Annotated in this window: 19 protein-coding genes and 1 tRNA gene; 3 read left to right on the top strand and 17 right to left on the bottom strand. The window is 73.3% G+C overall.

The genetic code is table 11. The annotated features are described in order from the left end of the window. Window positions 1-66: 66 nt before the first annotated feature. The 8 genes from hpnD to K353_RS16350 all read right to left on the bottom strand — a co-directional run bounded on the left by hpnD (window position 67) and on the right by K353_RS16350 (window position 7,447). The gene (gene hpnD / locus K353_RS16315) at window positions 67-924 is read right to left on the bottom strand and encodes a presqualene diphosphate synthase HpnD (protein WP_111554324.1); all 858 of its coding nucleotides are present in this window, start codon (window positions 922-924) and stop codon (window positions 67-69) included. Window positions 925-965: 41 nt separating this feature from the next. After that, window positions 966-1,892: a squalene synthase HpnC gene (gene hpnC, locus K353_RS16320; RefSeq protein WP_199528121.1), complete on the bottom strand. Its 927-nt coding sequence runs from the start codon at window positions 1,890-1,892 to the stop codon at window positions 966-968. Window positions 1,893-2,078: 186 nt separating this feature from the next. Then, the gene (locus tag K353_RS16325; protein ID WP_111554476.1) at window positions 2,079-2,840 is read right to left on the bottom strand and encodes an ABC transporter ATP-binding protein; all 762 of its coding nucleotides are present in this window, start codon (window positions 2,838-2,840) and stop codon (window positions 2,079-2,081) included. Between the two features lie 37 nt (window positions 2,841-2,877). Further along, the gene (locus K353_RS16330; protein ID WP_111554326.1) at window positions 2,878-3,819 is read right to left on the bottom strand and encodes an ABC transporter permease; all 942 of its coding nucleotides are present in this window, start codon (window positions 3,817-3,819) and stop codon (window positions 2,878-2,880) included. A 134-nt stretch (window positions 3,820-3,953) separates the two neighbouring features. Further along, the gene (locus tag K353_RS16335) at window positions 3,954-4,799 is read right to left on the bottom strand and encodes a glycosyltransferase family 2 protein (RefSeq protein ID WP_111554477.1); all 846 of its coding nucleotides are present in this window, start codon (window positions 4,797-4,799) and stop codon (window positions 3,954-3,956) included. Window positions 4,800-4,834: 35 nt separating this feature from the next. Next, the gene (locus K353_RS16340) at window positions 4,835-5,665 is read right to left on the bottom strand and encodes a CDP-alcohol phosphatidyltransferase family protein (protein WP_111554327.1); all 831 of its coding nucleotides are present in this window, start codon (window positions 5,663-5,665) and stop codon (window positions 4,835-4,837) included. Further along, window positions 5,643-6,704, bottom strand: a complete 1,062-nt coding sequence (locus tag K353_RS16345; protein WP_100835528.1) for an iron-containing alcohol dehydrogenase family protein — start codon at window positions 6,702-6,704, stop codon at window positions 5,643-5,645. Before K353_RS16345 ends, K353_RS16340 begins: the two co-directional genes overlap by 23 nt. Then, the gene (locus tag K353_RS16350; RefSeq protein WP_111554328.1) at window positions 6,692-7,447 is read right to left on the bottom strand and encodes a sugar phosphate nucleotidyltransferase; all 756 of its coding nucleotides are present in this window, start codon (window positions 7,445-7,447) and stop codon (window positions 6,692-6,694) included. The genes K353_RS16345 and K353_RS16350 overlap by 13 nt, the downstream gene beginning before the upstream one ends. Before the next feature lie 466 nt (window positions 7,448-7,913). Here K353_RS16350 and idi point away from each other — a divergent pair, with 466 nt between their 5' ends. Then, window positions 7,914-8,519 (top strand): isopentenyl-diphosphate Delta-isomerase, encoded by a 606-nt coding sequence (idi, locus tag K353_RS16355; protein ID WP_233533623.1) that lies wholly within the window; start codon window positions 7,914-7,916, stop codon window positions 8,517-8,519. Window positions 8,520-8,582: 63 nt separating this feature from the next. Here idi and K353_RS16360 read toward each other — a convergent pair whose 3' ends face one another. Continuing rightward, the gene (locus K353_RS16360) at window positions 8,583-9,125 is read right to left on the bottom strand and encodes an ATP-binding protein (RefSeq protein ID WP_111554329.1); all 543 of its coding nucleotides are present in this window, start codon (window positions 9,123-9,125) and stop codon (window positions 8,583-8,585) included. 454 nt (window positions 9,126-9,579) lie between these two features. Here K353_RS16360 and K353_RS16365 point away from each other — a divergent pair. Continuing rightward, window positions 9,580-9,667 (top strand) — tRNA-Leu (locus tag K353_RS16365). A gap of 105 nt (window positions 9,668-9,772) precedes the next feature. On the opposite strand, the gene K353_RS16370 is transcribed toward K353_RS16365, so the two are convergent. From K353_RS16370 to K353_RS16385, 4 genes are all read right to left on the bottom strand, one after another. Beyond that, window positions 9,773-10,048 carry a hypothetical protein gene (locus K353_RS16370; protein ID WP_111554330.1) on the bottom strand — a complete coding sequence of 92 codons (276 nt, stop codon included), beginning with the start codon at window positions 10,046-10,048 and terminating at the stop codon, window positions 9,773-9,775. Between the two features lie 58 nt (window positions 10,049-10,106). Next, window positions 10,107-10,865, bottom strand: a complete 759-nt coding sequence (locus K353_RS16375) for an SDR family NAD(P)-dependent oxidoreductase (protein ID WP_111554331.1) — start codon at window positions 10,863-10,865, stop codon at window positions 10,107-10,109. Beyond that, entirely contained in the window at window positions 10,862-12,325 is a 1,464-nt protein-coding gene (locus K353_RS16380; RefSeq protein WP_199528122.1) for a DHA2 family efflux MFS transporter permease subunit, read from the bottom strand. Before K353_RS16380 ends, K353_RS16375 begins: the two co-directional genes overlap by 4 nt. 63 nt (window positions 12,326-12,388) lie before the next feature. Beyond that, window positions 12,389-13,474, bottom strand: a complete 1,086-nt coding sequence (locus K353_RS16385; RefSeq protein ID WP_370447611.1) for a ferritin-like domain-containing protein — start codon at window positions 13,472-13,474, stop codon at window positions 12,389-12,391. Window positions 13,475-13,713: 239 nt separating this feature from the next. Here K353_RS16385 and K353_RS16390 point away from each other — a divergent pair, with 239 nt between their 5' ends. Further along, window positions 13,714-16,635: a LuxR family transcriptional regulator gene (locus K353_RS16390; protein WP_111554333.1), complete on the top strand. Its 2,922-nt coding sequence runs from the start codon at window positions 13,714-13,716 to the stop codon at window positions 16,633-16,635. Between the two features lie 127 nt (window positions 16,636-16,762). On the opposite strand, the gene K353_RS16395 is transcribed toward K353_RS16390, so the two are convergent. The 4 genes from K353_RS16395 to K353_RS16415 form a co-directional block, all read right to left on the bottom strand. Beyond that, window positions 16,763-18,412, bottom strand: coding sequence for an acyl-CoA carboxylase subunit beta (locus K353_RS16395; RefSeq protein ID WP_111554334.1), 1,650 nt, complete (start codon window positions 18,410-18,412; stop codon window positions 16,763-16,765). Next, window positions 18,409-19,026: an NADPH-dependent FMN reductase gene (locus K353_RS16400; RefSeq protein ID WP_111554335.1), complete on the bottom strand. Its 618-nt coding sequence runs from the start codon at window positions 19,024-19,026 to the stop codon at window positions 18,409-18,411. The genes K353_RS16395 and K353_RS16400 overlap by 4 nt, the downstream gene beginning before the upstream one ends. Before the next feature lie 39 nt (window positions 19,027-19,065). Next, window positions 19,066-19,257: an MbtH family protein gene (locus K353_RS16405; protein ID WP_111554336.1), complete on the bottom strand. Its 192-nt coding sequence runs from the start codon at window positions 19,255-19,257 to the stop codon at window positions 19,066-19,068. 159 nt (window positions 19,258-19,416) lie between these two features. Further along, on the bottom strand, window positions 19,417-20,652 hold the full coding sequence (locus K353_RS16415; RefSeq protein ID WP_111554337.1) for an amidohydrolase family protein: 1,236 nt from the start codon (window positions 20,650-20,652) through the stop codon (window positions 19,417-19,419).

Genomic DNA, 20,652 nt, shown 5'->3' on the forward strand with positions numbered 1-20,652 from the left:
GGCACAACAACGTGCGCATGCGTCGTGATTCCCTGTTGACACAGCGTGACAGAACTGGCGCGAGAATCAAGAACGCCCTCCGGCGAGCCCGGACAGTGCCACGTACGCCTTCTCCCAGCCGGGCAGCGAGACCCGGCCGCGGAGCACTGAGTGCGGGTCGGCGGCGATCCGGCCGAGCAGGCGGTGGTAGATGCCGGCCATCGCCGCGGTGGCGGCGCGGCTGCGGCGGTCGAGCATCGGCAGCAGCCGCAGGCCCTTCTCGAAGGCGCGCTGGGCGCGTTCGGCCTCGAAGGCGACCAGGCCGGTGAAGTCGGCGTCGGCCGGGAGGGCGGCCGGGGCGAAGCCCGCCCGGCAGCCGAACCGGTCCAGGTCCTCGGTGGGCAGGTAGGTGCGGCCGTTCAGGGCGTCCTCGCGCAGGTCGCGCAGGATGTTGGTGAGCTGCAGGGCCAGGCCCAGGGTGTCGGCGTACTCGGCGCCGCGCTCCCACTCGTCGCAGCCGTAGACGCCCAGCGAGAGCCGGCCGATCGAGCCGGCCACGCAGCGGCAGTAGACCTTGAGCTCGTCGTAGGTGCGGTACTCGACGCCCTTGAGGTCCATCTCGACGCCGTCGATCAGCTCGTCGAAGCCGTCGAGCGGGATCGGGAAGCGGCGAGCGGCGTCGGCCAGCGCGACCTTGATCGGGTCGGTGTCCTCCTCGGCGACGACGCCCGCCCGGACCTCGTCCAGCAGGGCGCGGGTGCGGGCCAGGGCCTCGGCCTTCTGCCCGTCGGGCAGGTCGCCGTCGCCGATGTCGTCGACCCGGCGGGCCAGCGCGTACAGCGCCGACATCGCCAGCCGCTTGGCCTCGGGCAGCAGCCGGATGCCGTAGCTGAAGTTGCGGGCCTGCAGGGCGGTGACCGCCTCGCAGTACCGGTACGCCGCCATGACCGGCGCGGACGCCAGTGGTGATGCCCCCACGCGGGCGCTCACCTTCCCTTCACGAAGAGTGCCGCCGCCCGGCCGGCCAGGCGGCGCTTGTCGGGCTTCGCCCGGTGCGCGAGCACGTCGAACCCGACCGCCTCGATGGCGTCCAGGGCCGCGTACCCGCCGGCGGTGAATCCCGCCAGCAGCAGTCGGAGCCTCCCGTGAACCGTACCCACCAGCGGCGCGCCGCGGTCGAGCAGGGTCCGGGCCCGGCTCGCCTCCCAGGCGACCAGCTGGCGCACGCCGCGGGAGGCGGTGTCGGCGGCGAGGTCGCGCTCGGTGACGCCGAAGGCCGCGAGGTCCTCCAGGGGGAGGTAGATCCGGCCGCGGTCGAGGTCCTCGGCGACGTCCTGGAGGTGCTCGACGATCTGCAGCGCGGTGCAGATCGCGTCGGACAGCTCGATCCGCTCCGGGGTGGCCCGGCCGGCCAGCGCCAGCACCAGGCGGCCGACCGGGTCGGCGGAGAGCGTGCAGTAGTGGCGCAGGTCCGCGTAGCCGGGGTAGCGGGTGGTGGTCTGGTCCACCCGGTTGGCCTCGATCAGCCGGCGGAACGGCTCGGGGGTGACGGCGTGCCGCTCGACCAGCGGGACCAGCCGGCGCATCAGCGGGTGCCGGGGCTCGGCCGGGTCGGCGCCCGGGGCGGTGCCGTGCGGGGACCGGTCCCCGCCGAGGGCGGTGGCGAAGACGCGGTCGAGGTCGCGCTCCAGGCCGTCGAGCAGGGCGAGCCGGAAGCCCTCGTCCGCGGGCGTGCCCGGCACGTCCAGCAGCCGGGCGGCGGCGGCCGGGTCGGCGAGGTCGCCGTCCCCCGCGTCGTCGACCAGGCGGGCGAAGCCGTAGACCGCCATCAGGTCGCCGCGCCAGGCGGCGGGCAGGAAGCCGGGGGCGACCGGGAAGTTCTCCAGGTCGGCCTTCTCCAGCGTCACCGCCATTGTCCGGTTATCTGACTTAGTTGAATCCGACACTGCCGTCACTCCCCCGTTCTACACCGGGCCGTACCGCCACCGCGCCACGGACACGCTTCCGCCGCCGCGCCTTCACCCGCCGCACGGCGCAGGGCCGGTGCCCGGGGATCCGCTCCCCGCGCACCGGCCCTGCGCCGTGCGACCCGCCCCCGCTCAGGGGCGCTCGCCCTTCTCGTACCGGCGGACCACCTCGTCGGTGTGCCCGTCCATGATCAGCTCGCCGTGCTCGATCCAGATGGTGCGCTCGCAGACCTCGCGGATCGCGTTGTTGTCGTGGCTGACCAGGAAGACCGTGCCGGCCTCCTTGCGAAGCTCGTTGATCCGGGCCTTGGAGCGCTGCTGGAAGCCCTGGTCGCCGGTGGCGAGGGCCTCGTCGATCAGCAGCACGTCGTGGGTCTTCGCCGCCGCGATGGAGAACCGCAGGCGGGCGCCCATGCCGGAGGAGTACGTGCGCATCGGCAGCGAGATGAAGTCGCCCTTCTCGTTGATGCCCGAGAAGTCGACGATGTTCTGGTAGCGCTTGCGCACCTGGGCCGGGGACATGCCCATCGCCAGGCAGCCCAGCACCACGTTGCGCTCGCCGGTCAGCTCGTTCATCAGCGCCGCGTTGACACCCAGCAGCGAGGGCTGGCCGTTGGTGTAGATGCCGCCCCGCTCGGTCGGCAGCAGGCCGGCGATGGCGGCCAGCATGGTCGACTTGCCGGAGCCGTTGGAGCCGATCAGGCCGATCGCCTCGCCCCTGTAGGCGGTGAAGCTGATGCCCCGCACGGCGTGCACCTCGCGGACGCCGGAGGCGCGCTTGCGGGTGAGGATGCGGCTCAGCGCCGAGGTGGCGCTGCCCTTGCCGGAGCCCGCGCCGTGCACCCGGTAGACGATGTGCACGTCGTCGACGACCACGGTGGGCTGGCGCGTCATGTCGGCGTCCTGGACGTAGGTCTTGGTCAGGTCGGTGTCAGCCACGGCCGTACTCCTCCTCGGCCTTCCAGAAGAAGACGAATCCGATGACGAACAGTCCGACGCCCCAGGCGATGCCGTACGTCCACTGGTGCGGGGGCAGCGACTGGTGCACCGGCTGGTGCGGGTTGTAGATGACGGGGGCGAAGGCGTGCCGGAGCAGGTTCATGTAGACCGACGCCGGGTTGACGTCGCAGAGCACCTGGATCACGCGCGGCCAGGAGCTGACCCGGTCCTGGATGCTGAACATCACGCCGGACAGGAACATCCACGCCCGCATCACGAACGGGATGAGCTGGGAGATGTCGCTGGTCTTGGCACCGATCCGGGCGAAGACCAGCGAGACGCCGGTGTTGAACAGCGTCTGCAGGAGCAGCGCCGGGATGATCAGCAGCCAGGTCGGGCCCGGGGTGATGCCGGCCGCCAGCACCGTCACCACCAGCACCACCATCGAGATCAGCAGCTGCTGCAGCTGGATCACGGTGAAGGCGATCGGCAGGCTGGCGCGCGGGAAGTGCAGCGCCCGGATCAGGCCGAGGTTGTCGGAGATCGCCCGGGTGCCGGACTGCACCGCGTTCTGGGTGAACTGGAAGATGAAGACGCCGATGCACAGCCAGGCGATGTAGGTGCCGTCCGGGAAGCCTTCCTTGCTCCGCAGGATGACGCCGAAGACCAGGTAGAACACGCCGCAGTTGAGCAGCGGGGTCACCACCTGCCAGAGCTGACCGAGCTTGGCGTCGGTGTACTGGGCCACCAGACGGGCGGTGGCGAAGGCCCAGATGAAGTGGCGTCGCGCCCAGAGCTGCTTGGTGTACGCGAACAGACCCGGCCGGGCACCGCTCACCGACAGGCCGTACCTGTCCGCGAGCTGCTTGGGGGTCAGGCCCGCGTCCGCACCCCTGGGGGCCGAGGGGCTGACGGGTTCACTCACTGTCGACACATTCGTCCTTCACGCGGGATCGGTCGGGGCGGCCGGTCGGCGGGGGTCCGCCGGCCTGCGCCGAGGGGGATCCACTGGATCACGGGGGTCCGGCCGGTGCTGCTCACCGACCGGGCGATCGAGCACTGATCCAATCAGATGATCGGAGGTCGGCCTAGTCTGGTCAGACGCCAGACCGTACGCCATCGCATGGGCCGCCGCGGACCGCAGGGCTCGCGGAAGCCCGCCCGGAAACCGCCCAGCCAGGCCCTCAGCCCCTCGGCGGAGGGACGGCGGGCCACCGTGAGCAGGAACCAGGTTCCCAAGTAGAGAGGCACCAGCGGGGTCGGAAGGTTCCGCCGGGCCAGCCAGACCCGGTTGCGGGCCACGTTGTGGAAGTACGCGGCGTGCCGGGCCGGGGAGGTCGCCGGGTGGTGCAGGACCACGTCCGGGCGGTAGTCGATCGACCAGCCGGCGTCCAGCGCCCGCCAGGCCAGGTCGGTCTCCTCGTGGGCGTAGAAGAACTCCGCGGGCAGCTGGCCGGCCTGCGGGAAGACCGCGCTGCGCACCGCGCTGGCGCCGCCCAGGAAGGTGGTCACCCGGGAGCCGTGCATCGGGTCGCTGGCCCGCAGCCGGGGCACGTGGCGGCGCTGGGTGGTGCCGGTCTCCGGGTCGGCGATCCGGAACGAGACGATGCCCAGCGCCGGGTCGGCGGTGAACGCCTCGCGCAGCAGCTTCGCCGAGTCGGTGTTCGGCAGCAGGCCGTCGTCGTCCAGGAAGAGGACCGCGTCGACGTCCCGGCCGTCCGGGCCGAACAGCTCGATGCCGACGTTGCGGCCGCCCGGGATGCCGAGGTTCTCGGGCAGCTCGACGGTGCGCACGCCCTCGGGCAGGACCGGCAGCGGGGCGCCGTTGCCGACCACCGCGAGCTCCACCGGCGGACCCTGCTGGGCGCGCACCGACTCGATCAGGGCGTTCAGCTCGGCGGGCCGGTTGCCCATCGTGATGATGACCGCGCCGAGGCGGAAGTCGTCGCTCACCGCAGCCTGCTGGAGAGCACGATGGACAGCAGGTGCAGGACGGTCTGGAGCACCGCGATGGCGGCCAGCACCACGACGGCGAGCCGGGTGAAGAACAGGTCGCCGCGGACCGCGTCGGCGATGCCGGCGGCCAGGATGAACAGCGACGCCTCGACCGCGCCGACCAGGCGGTGGAACTTGAGCAGCGAGGCGGCCCGGCGGGCCTTGGCGACCGCGGTCGAGCGCGGCACCGAGGCGCTGTCCTCGACGGCGGTCAGGCCGGAGCGGGCCCGGGCCACGTCCACCAGGTCGGTCTCGGACTTGATCAGGATCGCGCCGAGCGCGGCCAGCGTGCCCAGGAAGGCCCACTGCCAGGCGGCGTGCGCGCCCTCGCGGTGGAACAGGTCGGCGGCCCGCAGGCCCAGGCCGGTGAGCAGCGCGGCCTCGGACATGTAGTGGCCGACCCGGTCCAGGTAGACGCCGGTCAGCGAGGTCTGCCGGCGCCAGCGGGCCACCTCGCCGTCCACGCAGTCCAGCAGCAGGTAGACCTGGATCAGCAGGGCGCCGAGGACCGCGCCGGCCAGGCCCGGGACCAGCAGGGCGACGCCGGCCAGGATGCCGGTGAGCATCATCAAGTAGGTCAGGCCGTTGGGCGTGATCACCGTGAAGGTCGACAGGACCCGGGTGATCCGCAGCGAGATCCGCCGCATGTAGAGGCGGCCCGCCCAGTGCTCCGCGCTACGGCGCTGCAGCATGCCCTCGGGGTGGATCACCGCCCGCAGTTCCTCGATCGACGGGCGCCGGGTGAGGTCGACCGGCGGGCGTTCAGCTGTTGACGGCTTGGACATAGTCGGCGTACGCGTCCCTGATGTCTGTGACGGAGAGGTCGAGGTGTTCGAGGATGGTGAAGCGCCCCGGTCTGGTGTTCGGAGCGTAGTGCACCGCTTCGGTGAACTCCGCCTCGGTGAAGCCGAGCTGATCGGCGGTCACCGGCAGGCCGTGGAAGCGCAGGCGCTCCACGATCAGTCCGGACAGGTCCCGCTCGCCCCGCAGGTGGCAGGCGAAGGCCGCGCCGAGGCCGACCTGTTCGCCGTGCTGGCCGGGTCGCTTGGGGTGCAGCTCGACCAGGGCGTGCGAGATCTCGTGGCAGGCGCCCGAGCTGGGCCGGGTGCTGCCCGCGATGTTCATCGCGATGCCGGACAGTACCAGGGCTTCCGCCAGCGTCGTCAGCAGGTCCGGGTCCTCCAGGGTGCCCGGGTGCCGGAGCAGGTTCTCGCCGGCCGAACGGGCCATCGCCACGGCCAGTCCGTCGACCGGTTCGCCGGTGACCGCGTGCGAGAGCTCCCAGTCCGCGCAGGCGGAGATGTTGGAGACCGCGTCGCCGATCCCGCCCGCCACGAACCGCTTCGGGGCCTTGGCGATCACGTCCAGGTCGACGATGATGCCGATCGGGCTGGGCACCCCGTAGGAGCCGCGCCCGGCGTCGTTGTCCAGGGTGGAGACCGGGGAGCACAGGCCGTCGTGGGCCAGGTTGGTGGCGACCGCGACCACCGGCAGGCCGACCCGCGCCGCGGCGTACTTCGCCACGTCGATGATCTTGCCGCCGCCGAGGCCGACCAGCGCGTCGTAGTGGCCGCGGCGGATCTCGTCGGTCAGCCGCACCGCGCTGTCCAGGGTGCCGTCGGCGACCCGGTACCAGTCGGCGCCGGGCAGCGCCGGCTCCAGGCGCTCGCGCAGCAGCTCGCCGGAGCCGCCGCTGATCGCCACCGCGATCCGGCCGCCGGCCGACAGCCGCTGGTCGGCGAGGATGCCGCCGAGCGAGTCCAGGGCGCCCGCGCGGATCTCCACGAAGACCGGCGAGGGCACCAGGCGGGTCAGTACCGGCACGCGATCTCCCGGGCCTTGGCGAGGTCCTCGTGGTTGTCGACCTCGACCCAGGAGACCTCGCCGATCGGCTGCACGTCGACGGTCAGGCCGCGGTCGACCATCTCCTGGTAGCCGTCCTCGTAGTACAGCTGCGGGTCGCGCTCGTAGACCGCCTTCAGCGCGTCGGCCAGGGCGCCGGCGGCGGACGGGTTGATCACGGTGACGCCGATGTACTCGCCGGTGGCGTCCAGCGGGTCCATCAGCTTGGTGATCCGGCGCACCCCCAGCTCGGGGTCGACGACGACCTTCATCTCCTCGTCGGCGAGCTTCTTCACGGTGTCCAGCGCGAGCAGGATGCCGGGGGCCCGGCCCTCCTTGATCCGGCGGTCGTTGCCGTCCAGCATGGTGCGCTGCACCGAGGCCGGGTGCACGGTGTCGCCGTTGGCCAGCAGCAGGCCCTCGGCGAACAGCTCGCGGGCGCACCAGAGCGAGTAGGCGTTGTTCCACTCCTCGGCCCTGTCGTTCTCGACCAGGGTGAGCTTGACGCCGTACCTGCGCTCCAGCGCCTCCCGGCGCTCGCGGACCGCCTCCTGGCGGTAGCCCACCACGATCGCCGCCTCGCGCAGGCCGACCTCGGCGAAGTTCCCCAGGGTCAGGTCGAGCACCGTCCGCTCCCCGTCCACCGGCACCAGCGCCTTGGGCAGGGTGTCGGTGTAGGGGCGGAGCCGGCGGCCGGCGCCGGCGGCCAGGACGAGGCCGATCATGCGGGACTCCACGTTCTCTCGGGTGCCGCGGGCACCGAGCCGGACCGGTCGTGCCGGATCGGTCGTGCCGTGCGGGTCTGGTGCGGCCGCGGCTGCGGCGCGCCGAGCGGGCGGCCGCTGCGGGCCGCCCGGTGCCACTGATGGTAGGCGACCCCGGCGACCTGCCAGAACGCGGGCCCGCGCGGCGCCGGTGATCGTTCGGGAGAGGTCGGTGAACGTCCGGTGACCGGGACGGACCGCCGGTCGAACACTTCTGCCGGTGGTCCCCTCCTCCCGCCCCGGGGTGTGCGTCGCGGCCCCGCGACGGGTGGGGCATGCGGCAGACTTGGGCCCCGACGCCGTCGCCCGGACCGGCCGGTCCGGGCCGACGCGCGTGCAGCCGACCCCAAGGACCGGGGCGGGCAGCCGCGGACCGCACGGCCCGGGCGGCGGCCCCGGTCCACGTGCCGAAAGGGGCATTGTGCCCATGAGCCCTGCCGTCAGCCCGACCGAGCCCCTCTCGCCGGAACTGGCCCCCCCGCCCTCGGCCGCGCCCGGCGAGATCCTGCTGGAACTGGTCGACGACGACGGCGCGACCATCGGGACCGGCGAGAAGCTCTGGGCGCACCAGCAGCCGGGCCGGCTGCACCGGGCGTTCTCGGTCTTCCTCTTCGACCGCCAGGGCCGGCTGCTGCTCCAGCGCCGGGCCCTCGGCAAGTACCACTCCCCCGGCGTCTGGTCGAACACCTGCTGCGGCCACCCCTACCCGGGCGAGCAGCCCTTCACCGCCGCCGCCCGCCGCACCGCGGAGGAGCTGGGCGCCGCGCCGGCCCTGCTCTGCGAGGCGGGCACCGTCCGCTACGACCTGCCCGACGAGGCGTCCGGGCTGATCGAGCGGGAGTGGAACCACCTGTTCGTCGGGCTGGTCACCGCCGAGCTGGAGCCGGACCCGGAGGAGATCGAGGACACCCGGTTCGTGACCGCGGCGGAGCTGCGCGAGCTGCGGGCCGGGAAGCCGTTCTCGGTGTGGTTCGAGACGGTCTTCGAGGCCGCGCTGCCGGGCATCCGGGAGATCGCCGGGCACGACTGGTAGGAGCGGCCCTCCCGGTCCGGTCCGGTCCGGTCCCGTTCCGTCCGGTCCGGTCCGGCGGTCGTCTCAGTTGTCGTCCTCGTCGGGGTCGGCCTCCGGGCCCGCCCCGGCGGCGGGCAGCGGCAGGCTGGCCCAGATCACCTTGCCGCCGTCCTCGGTGCGCTCCACGTCGCACGCGCCGCCCGCCTGCAGGGTGATGCTCTTGACCAGCAGCAGCCCGCGCCCGCCCGGCCGGGCCGGGTCGTTCTCCTGCGCCCGGGGGCGGTACGGGTGGCCGTCCACCACCGAGATCCGCACCCGGTCCGCGCCGATGACCAGCTCGCACACCACCTCGGGCGAGAGCACCGCCGCGTGCGTGACGGCGTTGGAGACCAGCTCGGAGACGATCAGCAGCAGGTCGTCCACCAGCTCCTGGTAGCGCTCCCCCGCCATCCCCTGGGCCAGCAGCCGGTCGCGCACCGCGTGCCGGGTGCGCGGCACCGACGCCTCGTGGGAGACCGCCGAGAAGCGCCACACCCCGGTCTCCGGGCCGGGCGCGGGCCGGGGGCCGGGGGCGCGGCCCGGCCACCAGCTCGCGGCGTCGGGGACCGCCTTGTCCGTCTGTTCCACTGCTTGCCGCCCTTCACGCGGTGACGGGAGGCTCCCGCGCCGGGGTCCGACCGGCGGCGGCTGTCGGGAATCGGGCGTTCCGCTCAAGGCTCCCTGGTGCACAGAGGCTAGGAGAGCACTCCCCGGCGACCCGCACCGGGACTGGAACTACGCGTGTCGTGAAGGTTCCCGACCGATTCGGTACGCGTTCTGCGTCGTCCTGGCCGGTCCCGTCCCGCCGCGGGCCCACTGTTGCCGCCAGAACGCCCGTCCGAAATCGCCCGCGACCCCGCCCACCAGCGCAATCACCCGCCGGGCGCCCGCCCCGCCGCCCGGCTTGTCCGGTTCCGCCCCGTTCGCCGCGCGGCGGCCGTCCCGGCCCCCTAAAACGCAGGTGAGAAGCACTCCCCGGGCCTGGTAGTGTTCTCTCTGTCGCCAGGGGGCAGCCGCGAGGAAGCCCCGAGGTGAACACCCGGTCCGGGTGGCGGAATGGCAGACGCGCTAGCTTGAGGTGCTAGTGCCCTTTATCGGGCGTGGGGGTTCAAGTCCCCCCTCGGACACCAGCGAAGACCCCTGCTCAGCAGGGGTCTTCTCGCTTTTCCGGGCGGCGCTTTCCCGGGTGGTGACGGCCGGGCCGGCCACCGATCGGTGGGTGGCCGGCCCGGCCGTCACCAGTCGTCGTCCGTGGTGGGTGCGCCGCCGACTTCGAGCCAGAGGTACTCCCGGCCCTGGGACCTGCGGTGTCCGAAGCGGTCGCCCCGGGCGAGGACGGCGAGGACGGCCGTGGTCGACTCGCGGTCGTCGGTTCCGCGGACGCGGACGGCCACCCGGACCGCGCCGCCCCCGGTCCAGGTCACCGAGGGGCGTTCACCCAGCAACGTGCTTAATTCCGCGGCGAGTTCACCGGCTTTCGCCCGTGCCGCCCGCAACTCCTCGTCAGCCACAGACGTGCATCGTAGGGGTTCGGGAGGGGCGCCGGCACCGCACCGGGAGGGTGGCCGTTCACCAGGGGATGGGGCCGCCCTCGGTGAGGAAGGAGCGGTCGGGGAGCTCGTCGGCCGGGGTGGTGGCCAGGCGCAGGACGGCGGCGGCGCCCTCCTCGGCGGTCCTGGTGCCGGTGTGGTTGTTCATGTCGGTGGCGACGAAGCCCGGGGAGACCGCGTGGACGGTGACGCCGCTGTCGCGGAGGGCGGCCGCGTAGAGCACGGTGGCCATGTTCAGGCCGGCCTTGGAGACGTTGTAGGGGAGCAGGTCGGGGCGGCCGGGCGCGGTGCCGGGGCCGGTGCGGGCGAAGGTGGCGAGCGAGCTGGTCAGGTTGACCACCCGGCCGGACGCCTTGCGCAGCAGCGGGAGCAGGGCCTGGGTGACCGCGAACGGGCCGACCAGGTTGGTCTCCAGGACGGCGCGCAGGTCGTCGACGGTCAGGTCCTCGACCGGGCGCAGGGTGCCGCGCGGGATGCCGGTGATGCCGGCGTTGTTGACCAGCAGGTCGAGCCGGTCGGACTCGGCGGCGACCGCCTCGGCGGCGGCCCGGACCGAGTCGTGGTCGGTGACGTCGAGCCGCAGCGGGCGGACGTCGCCGGCGGCGGCCAGTTCGGCGGCCGTGCGCCGGCCGCGCTCCTCGTCGCGGGCGGCGGCGAACACGGTGTAGCCGCGTTCGGCCAGCTGCCGGGCGATCTCCCGGCCCAGGCCGCGGGTCGCGCCGGTGACCAGGGCCACCGGCGCGACCGCGCCGCTCGGACCGCCGGGGGCGGTCGTCACCGGGCGCCCTCCTTGGTCTTGTCGCCGGCGGGCGCGGCCGGGGCGGCGGGGGCCGGGGCGGCCGGCGGGGTCAGTTTCAGCCAGATGAAGCTGACCACCAGGGCCAGGGCGACCACCACGGTGCAGAAGATGTAGACGTTGCGGTAGGAGTCCAGGGTGTGGCCGCCGTCCGCGGTGGCGCTGTTCTGCATGATGACGGCGAGGGCGGCGATGCCGAGGGCGCCGCCGAACTGCCGGGAGGTGGTGTTGACGCCGCTGCCGACCGCGAACTTGGTCGGCGGGGCGGAGAACGCGGCGGCGCTGGAGGTGCCCATGGTGGTGGCGCCCATGCCGATGCCGACGATGAAGCCGGCCGGGAGCCAGAGCGCGAGGAAGGCGGCGTGGCTGGTGAGGCCGAAGATCATCAGGAAGCCGCAGGCCAGGATCGCCACCAGGCCGAGCAGGGTGACGCCGCGCGGGCCGCCGATCTTCGGGGCGATCTTGCCCATGTTGAGGGCCGCGACGGAGGCGAAGATGGCGCCGGGGGTCATCGCCAGGCCGGCCTCCATCTCGGAGTACTGCCACAGGTCGGTGATGTAGAGCACGCCGACCAGCAGCCACGGGTACTGGGCCATGCCGTAGAGCAGCGAGACCACGTTGGTGGCGGCGAAGCCCCCGTTGCGGAACAGCGTCATCTCGACGGCGGGCACCGGGTGGCTGGTGGAGCGCAGCAGCGCCAGGGCGAGGGCGGCCAGGCCGGCCACCAGCACCACGACGGTCTTGACGGACAGCCAGCCCCAGGTCACGCCCTCGGTGACGCCGAGGGTGAGGAGGCCGACGCCCACCGCCATCAGCACGGTGCCCAGCGGGTCGGGCAGTCGGGAGCCCTCCGGGCGGGGGGCCGGGGCGAGCAGGCGCAGCGCCGAGACGGTGAGCAGGATGCCGAAGGGCAGGTTGATGTAGAACACCGAGCGCCAGCCGAGCTGGTCGACCAGGATGCCGCCGACGGTCGGGCCGACGGCGGCGGCCAGCGCGGAGGCCGCGCTCCACAGGCCGATCGACTTGACCCGGCCGTCGGCCGGGCCGTCGAGCAGCAGGATGGCGAGCGAGGCGGGGATCATCGCCGCCGCGCCGATGCCCTGGAGCATCCGCATGCCGATCAGCACCGGGATGTTCGGGGCGAGGGCGCAGAGCAGCGAGGCGACGGTGAAGGCGCCGATGCCGAAGACGAACAGGCGCCGTCGGCCGAGCACGTCGGCGAGCCGGCCCGCGGGGGCCAGCAGCGCGGCGAACATGACCGCGTACCCGGTGATGACCCAGGAGAGCTGTGTCAGCGACGCGGCCGGGAAGTCGTGGTGGAGCTTGGGAACGGCCAGGTTGGTGACGGTCGAGTCGAGCATCGCGAGGAAGGTTCCTCCCGACGCCGTCAGGGTCACCAGCCGGTACTCCCGCGCGGTGCGGGTGGGTGCGGGCGTCGTCACTGCTTGGTACTCCTGTGTCGTGGACGCGGGCGGGGCGGTCGGCCCCGGGGAGGTGGCGCGCGGTCAGTCCTCTTCGCGCGCACCGAGCTTGATGGCCTGTTCGACCTGGAGGATGCGGGCCCGGTCGAGGTCGCCGGCGATCTTCTCGTCCTGTTCCATCAGCGACTCGATGTCGTGGTTCTCGTAGCCGATGATGCCGATGTCGGCGAAGGTCGCCCGCATCTTGTCGCCGAACAGGCCGATGTCCTTGAGGGTCGGCACGATGCGGGAGAACAGGTGGCTCTGGAAGGTCTTGAAGTGGACCGAGTTCTTCATGAACTCCATGCACTCGTCGGCGTCGACGTCGAGGTTGCGCCAGACCTCCTCGCCGATGAACCGCTGCCGCATCAGGTGGCAGGCCTCGGTGCAGAACTCCTCGCGCTCGGCCCGCTCGGCGGAGGTGAGGTGCGGGTAGTAGTCGCGCAGCGCGAGCCGGCCGAAGGCGACGTGGCGGGCCTCGTCCTGCATGACGTAGGTGTTGAGGGCCTGGGCGAGCGGCTCGGTGGCGGTGTCGCGGATCAGGCCGAAGGCGGCCAGCGCGAGGCCCTCGATCAGCACCTGCATGCCGAGGTAGGTCATGTCCCAGCGGGAGTCGGAGATGACGTCGTTCAGCAGGGCCTTGAGGCCGGGGTTGATCGGGTAGGCGAGCTGGAGCTTCTCGCGCAGGTAACGGGAGTAGACCTCGACGTGCCGGGCCTCGTCCATCACCTGGGTCGCCGCGTAGAACTTGGAGTCCAGGTCGGGCACGGTGTGGACGATCTTCGAGGCGCAGATCAGCGCGCCCTGCTCGCCGTGCAGGAACTGGGAGAACTGCCAGGCCGTCAAGTGGTGGCGCACGGTCCCGCGTTCGGCCTGGCTGAGCTTGTCCCAGACCCGGGAGCCGTAGATCGCGATGGTCTGCTCGGGGACGCCCATCGGGTCGTTGACGTCGACCTCGATGGACCAGTCGAGGCGGTCGGCGGCGTCCCACTGCTTCTGCTTGCCCTTCTCGTACAGGCCGAGCAGGCGGTCACGGCCTTCGTCGTACTCCCAGTCGAAGACCGTGGTGGCGCCACTGGGGACCTCCCACCTCGTCTGTTCGACCGGGAGTGCGTACATGCGAGTGCTCACGAGTTCCCCTCCAGGGAAAGGCTGGCCGGGCGGTCACGGCCGCGCTGCCGAGGGCAGCCCGAGTACGCGTCAAGTCTGGATCAACCCTGTGCGGCGGGGCAGTGGGGATTACCCTGGGGTACGGAGTTCCCGGGTCCGGTGAACCCTGCGGTTCCCTCCCGCGCCGGAGGTGCGGGCCGCCGGAACGGACCGGGAGGCGCTCGATCGACGTGGCCGAGACGACCTACGGGGAGAGTCGTATGAGCAGCACAGGGAACGATCACCGGCGCCGACGAACCAACGTCGGCCGGTCGGTGGCCGGGGCGGAGCCGGCACGGACCCGGAACGGCGGTCCCCTGGTGGGGCGCGGCCGGGTGCTGGAGGCGCTGGGCGGGGCGTTGGACCGGCTGGTGGCCCGGGGGGGCACGGCCCTGGTCAAGGTGACCGGCGACGCCGGCGTGGGCCGGAGCACGGTGCTGGGCGAGTTCTCCCGGATCGCCCGCGCCGCGGAGGCCGTGGTGCTCAGTTTCCGTACCGCGGAGGAGCGTTCGGAGATCCCGCTGGGCACCTTCGCGGAGGGCATGACCGGGCTGGAGGAGCTGCCCGGGCTCTCCGGGGTGTCGGGCGGCCAGGTGGTGCGCAGGTCGCTGGACGCCTACCCGCCGGGCCCGCTGGTCCTGGTGATGGACGACCTGCACATGGCCGACCCGCAGTCCGTCGAGACCCTGGCCGACCTGTTACGGCACCCGCCCCGGCCGTCGACGCTGTTCGTCCTCGGCTACCGCGACCGGCAGAACACCGGCGCGCTGCTGCGGGCCCTGGGCGGCCGGGCCAAGGAGATGCCGGTCGAGCACCTCCACCTGGAACCGCTGCTGGAGCAGGACTACGACGAACTGCTGGCCGGGGTGGCCACCTCGGTCACCCGCCGCCGGCTGCACCGGGAGAGCGGCGGCAACCCCGAGTACCTGAAGGTGCTGCTGGCCGAGCAGGCGGTCTCGACCGCCCCGCTGGACGGCGGCCTGACCCCGCAGCCGTCCCGCTCGGACTGCTACGTGGCCTTCGACAAGGAGATCGCCCCGCTGGCCCCGGAGACCCGGGGCGTGGCGGAGACCGCGGCGGTGCTGGGCGACGAGTTCGAGGTGGGCCTGGTCGCCGAGCTGCTCGGCCTGTCGTCGGCGACGGTGCTGATGGCGATCGGCGAGCTGATCCGGCGCGACCTGATCCGGCCGGTCGTCCCCGGCCAGTACTTCGCCTTCCGGCACCCGGTGGTGCGCCGCTCGGTGTACCACAACAGCGAACTGAGCTGGCGGGTCGGCATGCACGGCCGGGCCGACGCGGCGCTGTGCGCCCGCGGGGCGTCCGCGATGGAGCGGGCCCCGCACGTCGAGCAGTGCACGGCCTACGGCGACCAGGAGGCGATCGGCCTGCTGGAGAGCGCCGCCCGGGCCGTCTCGCTGGACGACCCGGACGCCACCTGCGCCTGGCTCACCACCGCGCTGCACGCGCTGCCGCAGGGGCCCGGGCACGACCCGCAGCGGGGCCGGCTGATGCTGCAACTGGCCGAGGCGCAGGCGCTGTCCGGGCGGCTGCTGGACTCCCGCCACCTGATGCACCAGGCCCTGGAGATGCTCCCCACCGGGGACGCGGCCGAGCACGCCGTCGCGGTCGCCTCGGTCGCCAAGGTGCAGCGGCTGCTGGGCCGCCCGGAGGAGACCGCCGCGCTGCTGCACCGCGAGCTGGAGGCGCTCGGCGAGGAGGTCACCCCGGCCTGCGCGATGCTCAAGTTCGAGGTGTCCACCGGGCTGCTGCACCGCGGCGACCCGGACGGCGCCTACCGGGCCGCCGAGGAGGTGCTGGCCATCGCCGCCCAGCTCCGGCACCGGCCGTTGCAGGCCTCCGCGCTGGGCGTGATGGCGATGGCCGCCAGCGCGGTCGGCCGGCCGGCGCCCGCGCTGGACCACCACGCGAGCGCCACCGCGACGCTGGACAGCATGCTGGACAGCGAGTTGGCGCAGAGCCTGGACGCCACCGTGTGGATCGGCTGGAGCGGCGTGCTGCTGGAGCGCTGGAACGACGCGCTGCGGCACTTCCACAAGGGCGCCGAGTTCGCCACCCGGTCCGGTTCGCGGCTGTTCCTGCCGCACCTGCTGGCCGGGCAGGCGTACGTGCTGTGCGAGCGGGCCCGGCTGGCCGAGGCGCGCTCCACCGCGGAGCACGCGGTGTACCTGGCCGAGCTGTCCGGCAGCCCGGAGGCGCTGGTCAACTCGTACGCGATCCTGGCGTACGTGGACATCGCGCAGGGCCGCCGGGTGGAGGCGCTGACCAGTGCCGGCAAGGCCACCGTGCAGCCGCCCCGGTCGGCGGGCGGGTGGAAGGAGATGATGGCGCTGCGGGCGCTGTCCGAGGCGAAGCTGCTGAACGGGGACGCCGAGAGCTGCCTGGCGCTGATCGCGAAGGCCGGCGGGCCCGACCTGCCGCAGGCCGACGCGGGCAGCCGGGTCGCCTGGTACGAGCTGCTGACCCGGGCCGAGCTGGCCCTGGGGCAGCCCGAGGCGGCCCGGGTGTGGGCCGACCGGGCCTGGGCGGCGGCGGCCCGGCTGGACAAGCCCGGCCGCTACGCGCTGGCCGAACTCGCCCGCGCGCACGTGCTGCTGGCCCGCCAGCGGGCGGACGCGGTGCCGACCGCGCAGCAGGCCGTGCAGGGCCTGGAGCTGGCCGGCCGGTCGCTGGACGCGCTGCGGGCCCGGGTGGTGCTGGGGGCGGCGCTGTGGCAGCAGGGCCGGCACGAGGAGGCCGGGCGGGAGCTGAAGTCCGCCGAGTCGGCGCTGAACCAGCTCGGCGCCCCGGTGCTGGCCCGGGCCGCCCGTTCGGAGCGCCGCCGGCTGGCGGCCGGGGCGCCCCGGACCAGGCCGGGCGACTCAGAGCGGACGGTCACCGCGCTGACCGGCCGGGAGCGCCAGATCGCCGGGCTGCTCGGCGACGGCCTGACCAACCGGCAGATCGCCAAGTGCCTGCACATCTCCGAGAAGACCGTGGAGATGCACCTGTCCAACGTCTTCGCGAAGCTGGGCGTGGCCAACCGGGCGGCGGTCTCGGCGATCATCACTCGCGAACGGCTGGAGGGGGATCCGGTGCCCGTGGACCGGCCGCGGGTCGGGACCTCCTCCGGGGACCGGGCCTAGCGCGCCGGGCGGCAGGCCGGCGATCTGCTGGATGAAGGTCTCCAGTCTGGCGTTCAGGGCCTGTTCGGCACGGCGTCGTGCCGAACAGGCCCGCTGCTTCCTCCGCGGCTCGCCCACAACTCCCCCCTCAGAGCGGAATGTTGCTGTGCTTCTTGTACGGCGGCGCCATTCGCTTGGTGCGCAGTGCGCGCAGGGCCTTGATGACCGAGACCCTGGTCTCGGACGGGGTGATCACGTCGTCGATGCAGCCGTGCTCGGCGGCCACGTACGGGCTGATGACGGTCCGTTCGTACTCCTCGGTGAGTTCGCGGCGGGCCGCCTCCGGGTCGTCGGCGGCGGCGATCCGCTGGTGGAACAGCACGTCGACGCCGCCGCGGGCGCCCATCACGCCGATCTCGGCGGTGGGCCAGGCCAGGCACAGGTCGGCGCCGAGCTCCTTGGAGCCCATCACCGCGTAGCCGCCGCCGTAGGCCCGGCGGACGATCACGGTGACCTTGGGGACGGTCGACTCGATGTAGGCGAAGCCCAGTTTGGCGCCGCGCCGGATGATGCCGGCGTACTCCTGGACGGTGCCGGGCAGGAAGCCGGGCACGTCGACCAGGGTGAGGATCGGCAGGTTGAAGGCGTCGCAGAAGCGGACGAAGCGGGCCGCCTTCTCGGCCGCGTCGATGTCCAGCGAACCGGCCAGGAACTTCGGCTGGTTGGCGACCACGCCGATGCTGCGGCCCTCGATCCGGGCGAAGCCGCACAGGATGTTCGGGGCGAACTCCGGGTGCACCTCCAGCAGTTCGCCGTCGTCGAGGATCCGGTCGAGCACCTCGGCCATGTCGTACGCCTGCTCCACCGCGTCCGGCATCACGGCGTCCAGCTCCAGGTCGGCCGCGGTCACCTCCACCGTCTCGGGGGCCGGGAAGACCGGCGGGTCCACGCAGTTGTTGCTCGGCAGGAAGGAGAGCAGCTCCTTGACGTAGAGGAGGGCGTCCTCCTCGTCGGTGGCCATGTAGTGCGCGTTGCCGGTGCGGCGGGCGTGCACGGCGGCGCCGCCGAGCTCCTCCAGGCCGACGCTCTCGCCGGTCACCGAGCGGATCACGTCCGGGCCGGTGACGAACATGTGCGAGGTCCGCTCGACCATCACCACGAAGTCGGTGGCGGCCGGGGTGTAGACCGCGCCGCCCGCGCAGACGCCCATGATCACCGAGATCTGCGGGATCACCCCGGAGGCGGTCACCACCCGGCGGGCCACCTGGCCGTAGGCGGCCAGCGCGAGGACGCCCTCCTGGAGCCGGGCGCCGCTGGAGTCGTTGATGCCGACCACCGGGCAGCCGGTCTGCAGGGCCAGGTCGAGCAGCTTGCCGACCTTGACGCCGAACATCTCGCCGACGCTGCCGTTGTGCGAGGTGACGTCCTGGGCGTAGACGCAGATCGGGCGGCCGTCGACGGTGCCCGTCCCGGTGACCACGCCGTCGCCCGCCGGGCGGCTGGCGTCGAGGCCGAAGTTGCTGGAGCGGTGGCGCACCAGCGGGTCGGTCTCCAGGAAGGAGCCGGGGTCGAGCAGCAGCTCGATCCGCTCCCGGGCGGTGAACTTGCCCAGCGCCCGGCGGCGGCGGGCGGCCCGCGGCGAGCCGGGGCGGCGGGCCTCCTCGCGGCGGGCCAGGTGCTCGGCGATCCGCTGCGCGGTGGTCGGCCGCCCGGCGGGGGCGGGCGCGGCGGGGGCGGGGGCCTCCGTGGCGGCGGCCGGGGTCGCGGTCGCCGCCGGGGTCGCGGTCTCGGTGCTCATCGGGCGGCTCCCGCCGCGGCCCGGGGGGCGAAGGAGCGGCCGAGCGCGAACTCGGCGACCTGGCGGCCGACCAGGGCGAGCTGTTCGAGGCAGCGCCGGTCGGCCTCGGTGCCGTCGTCGCGCAGCTTCTGCTCGGCCGAGTTGACGGTGATGCCGAGCGGGGTGGGCCAGCCGCGCAGGGCGTGCACGGTGGCCCGCAGCGAGGCCAGGGTGCCGCCGCCGGTCTGCCAGCCGGCCGCGGTGACCACGCAGCCGACCGCCCGGCCGTCCAGGTAGGGGCGCGGGTCGTGGCGCAGTTCCTCCAGGTGGTCGAGGGCGTTCTTGACCAGGGCGGCGACCCCGCCGTGGTAGCTCGGGCTGGCCAGCACGAAGCCGTCGGCCCGGGCCACCTGGTCGAGGAACTCCCGGGTGGCGGCGGTGGGTTCGCCGCGGCCGGGGAGGAACACCGGCAGTCGGCCGAGGTCCTCGCCGCCGAACATCCGCACCTCGGCGCCGGCCCGGGCGGCGCCGTCCAGCGCGAGGCGCAGCGCGCGCTCGGTCGTCGAGTCCGGTCTGCCGGTGCCTCCGATGCCGATCACCAGCGGTGGCCGGGGCGCGGCCGTCCAGTCAACCATCTGCTCGTCTCCTCCCCCGTCCCCCGGACGGGACGGTGTTCAGGCGTGGGTGCGCGGGCCGCGCGGGCGCAGGTCGGTCCACACCTCCTCGATGCGGGCCAGGCAGTCCTCCTTGGGGCCGGTGAAGCCTTCGGGGGTCCAGCCGGCGGGGACCGGCAGGGCGGCCTCCCAGATGGAGTGCTGGTTCTCGTGGTTGACCACGACCAGGTACTCGGGCGTGCTGTCGGACACGGTGGGCTGCCTCTCTCGTCGCGGGTGCGGCGGCGGGTGCCGCCGCCGGTGCGGTTCCGGCCGCCGGTGCGGTTCCGGCCGCGGGCGCGGTCGCCGGTGCGGGCGCGGGTGCGGGCACCGGCGCGGCCGGGCGGCGCGGGGCCGCCCGGCGGTCGGGTGCTACTTGCGGGTGTCCTTGACGATCCGGCCGCCCTTGACCACCAGGACCACCCGGCTGGGGTCGTCGAAGAGCTCGGGCTCGGCCAGCGGGTCGAAGTCGACGGCGATCAGGTCGGCCAGCTTGCCGGTCTCGATCGAGCCGATCCGGTCGTCGACCCGCATGATCTTGGCGTTGACCGAGGTGGCCGAGCGGATCGCCTCGGCGGCGCCGAGCACCTTGGCCTTGAGGGCGATCTCCAGGCCGCGGCGGTCCTGCTTGGGGCCGATCAGGTCGGAGCCGGAGCCGATCAGCACGCCGGCCTCGCGGGCGGCGAGCAGGCCGTCGATCATGCCCTGCATGGTGTCGCCGACCCGCTCGCGGATCTGCGGGGGCAGGCCGTGCTGGTCGAAGTTCTCCTCGAGCACCTTGGCGATGGCCAGGGTCGGGACCAGGTTGACCCGGCCGGCCGCCATCATCGCGGCGGTCTCCTCGTCGATGCCGGTGCCGTGCTCGACGCACTCCACGCCGGCCTTGACCGCGTTGTGGATGCCGTGCACGTTGTGGGCGTGCACGGTCACGTAGGTGTGCCGGGCCTTGGCCTCGACGACGGCGGTGGCGATCTCCTCGACGGTGAACTGGGTGTCGTCGAGGGAGTCGGCGATGGAGACCACGCCGCCGGTGACGGCCATCTTGAGGAAGGTGGCGCCCTGCCGGAAGCACTCGCGGGCGGCCTTGCGGACCTCGTCGCAGCCGTCCGAGATCCGGCCGACGGCGGTCAGGCCGCGGACCCGGAAGTGGAAGCTGTCGTCCGGCGGGGCGAACGGCGAGCCCAGGTGCCCGTGGCCGCCGCACTGGACCAGCGGCGAGGCGGAGGCCCAGATCCGCGGGCCGGGCACCAGGCCGCGGCCGACGGTGCGCAGCACGCCGTGGTCGATGCCGCCGCAGTCGCGGACGGCGGTGAAGCCGGCGTCGATGGTCTCGCGCAGGGTGCGGAAGATGTCGGCGGCGCGTTCGGCGACCGAGACCTCCAGGTTGAGCACGGCGCGCATCTCGCTGGAGTGGCCGATGTGCACGTGGGCGTCGATCAGGCCGGGCAGCAGGGTGAGGCCGCTGAGGTCGACCAGGTCGGCGTCCCCGGCCGGGCCGTCGACGCCGATCCCGGCGATCTTGTCGTCCTCCACCAGGACCGAGGCGCGCGCGACGGGGTCGCCGCCGAGTCCGTCGATCATGGTGGCGCCGGTCAGGAGCAGGGCCAT

The organism is Kitasatospora sp. SolWspMP-SS2h, from assembly GCF_003259315.1.
In the GTDB taxonomy this organism is placed as follows: Bacteria; Actinomycetota; Actinomycetes; order Streptomycetales; family Streptomycetaceae; genus Kitasatospora; species Kitasatospora fiedleri.